This window comes from Pseudomonas sp. P1_F1_2 (assembly GCF_056405815.1).
Genome location: NZ_JBFUBK010000212.1, coordinates 1 through 2423, shown reverse-complemented (window position 1 = coordinate 2423; position 2423 = coordinate 1). Strand labels below are relative to the sequence as shown.

The following is a 2423-nucleotide window of genomic DNA, read 5'->3' as shown; positions in this document are numbered from 1 at the left end:
TGGTCTGGTCGGGGCGAATGGTGTGCACCGGCATCCAGGTGTTGATCTGGCAATCGACGCTGCCGTACCACGTGTCGCGATGCGGCTTGTAGGCGTAGCTGACGCCGGCGTGCAGGTAGTCATAGTTCGGGACCACGCGAATGCGCGGCACGTCGAAAATGTACTCGCGCGGGTCGACGCCGATCTCGTCGATGAACGACAAGATCAAATCCTTGGCGCGCTGGCTGTTGGTGAACTGGCCCTTGAGGCGAGTCACCAGCACTACGAATTCTTCCACCGGCATCAGCGTGTGCAGGGCCTGGTGGTTGGTCTCGCCGTCGAACGCGGCGGTGATGCTTTCCTGGGCAAACGCACACAGCTCTTTGGCAGCGCGCAGCTGAGTGTTCAGGAAGATGTCGCCAGCGTAGATGGCTTCTTTGAAGTCAGCTTTTTGCTGAAGCTGATTGATATACAGATTCACGATTCCACTCCTGAATACATCGAGTCTCTTATGAGTCGGCCACACGTTAGCAAACTGAAGTGCAAACCGGCGGGAGGTGGATCAATAAAAGCGTAATCGCCTGAATTTGCGACGAAATGCTTTTCGGCCAGACAAAAAAATCCCCTGTTGCAGCTGGCGCAGCCTGCGTCCGATTGCGCAGCAGTCGTAAAACCATAAGCGCAGCCGGACGCAGGCTGCGCCAGCTGCTACAGGGGTTTGTCGATCAGAACAGTTGGGTGAACAACCAGTACAGGCTGCCCGACAACAGGATCGCTGCCGGCAAGGTCAGTACCCAGGCCATCAGCAGGTTGCGGATGGTCTTCATCTGCAAGCCACCGCCGTTGGCGACCATGGTCCCGGCGACGCCAGAAGACAACACATGGGTGGTCGACACCGGCAGACCGAACATATCCGCCGCGCCAATCGTCAACATAGCCACGGTTTCCGCCGAGGCGCCCTGAGCGTAAGTCAGGTGGGTTTTGCCGATCTTCTCGCCGACCGTCACCACAATGCGTTTCCAGCCGACCATGGTGCCCAGCCCGAGTGCAATCGCCACGGCGATCTTGACCCATAGCGGAATAAACCGCGTGGAGTTGTCGATCTGCTGCTTGAACAGCTGCAGCTTGCTGCTGGTGTCGGCGTCGAAGTTGCCGACCTTGTTCTTGTCCATCAGGCGAATGGTTTCGCTGGTCAGGTACATGTCGTTCCGCACGTTGCCCACAGCCTCGGCCGGCACTTTGGACAGCGCGCCATACCCCTTGACCTCGGCGCCGATGCGGCCGGTGAGGGCGGCGAGCGCCGGCACCAGTTGCGGCGTGGCTTCCTTGCTGCGCACGTAGTCGGACAGCACCAGGCGCGGATCGGCCGGGGCCGGTTGCGGCGCGGCCTTGGCCAGCGCTTGCTGCGTCACCTCGGCCACCGCCGCGAACTGCAACGCCTGGTCGGCCGGCATGGCGCGGTTCAGCGCGTAGGCCATTGGCAAGGTGCCGACCAGAATCAACATGATCAGGCCCATGCCTTTCTGGCCATCGTTGGAGCCGTGGGCAAACGAGACGCCGGTGCAGGTCACGATCAACATGCCGCGAATCCACCACGGTGGCGGGGTGTTGCCTTTGGGGGCCTTGTACAGCGAGCGATTCTTGACGAACGCGCGCAGGGCCAGCAACAGCAACGCGGCGAAACCAAAACCGACCAGTGGTGAAAGCAGCAACGCGTAACCGATCTTGGTCGCCTGGGCCCAGTCCACGCCGCTGGTGCCGTCACGGCCGTGCATCAGGGCATTGGCCACGCCCACGCCGATGATCGAACCGATCAGCGTGTGCGAGGACGAAGCCGGTAAACCCAGCCACCACGTGCCGAGGTTCCACAGGATGGCGGCGATCAACAGGGCGAAGATCATGGCGAAACCGGCGGAAGAGCCGACTTGCAGAATCAACTCCACCGGCAGCAAGGCAATGATGCCGAACGCCACCGCGCCGCTGGACAGCAGCACACCGAGGAAGTTGAAGAACCCGGACCACGCCACTGCGAAGTTGGGCGGCATCGAGTTGGTGTAAATCACCGTCGCCACCGCGTTGGCGGTGTCGTGGAAACCGTTGACGAATTCAAAGCCGAGGGCAATCAGTAGCGCCACACCCAACAGCAGAAACGGGGTCCAGGTGGTCACCACGGTGCCGAGTTCGTTCATGTCGCGCATCAGGCTGTAGGCAGTAAACAGCAGCCCGATGGCCAACACGCCGAAAAAAATCACCAGCGTGAACGCACTGGGCTTTTTGTCGAGTTGGGGTTTACCGCTGCTGGCGGAAGCCTGGGCATCGGTGGGGTAGGAAGGAGTAGCCATGACTGACAATCCTGAGGAGGGAGGTGTGTCAGTGATAGTCGTTGCTAATTGTTACAGGGAGACTGCTTCAGGTCAGGGTTTGGGGTTTTTGCGTATCCGTTA

General features: G+C 60.3%; 1 protein-coding gene and 1 pseudogene. Both read right to left on the bottom strand.

What is annotated here, in order from left to right; genetic code table 11:
- Nucleotides 1-460, bottom strand: a pseudogene (locus tag AC1D2P_RS30640) (hypothetical protein); the annotation flags it as partial.
- Between the two features lie 244 nt (nt 461-704).
- Complete coding sequence (locus AC1D2P_RS30635; RefSeq protein WP_046031987.1) at nt 705-2321, bottom strand: inorganic phosphate transporter; 1617 nt, start codon at nt 2319-2321, stop codon at nt 705-707.
- Nucleotides 2322-2423: the final 102 nt, after the last annotated feature.

Bases quoted from the DNA above. Each gene is read 5' to 3' on its own strand.
- AC1D2P_RS30635 (WP_046031987.1), bottom strand. From the start codon at position 2,321: ATGGCTACTCCTTCCTACCCCACCGATGCCCAGGCTTCCGCCAGCAGC.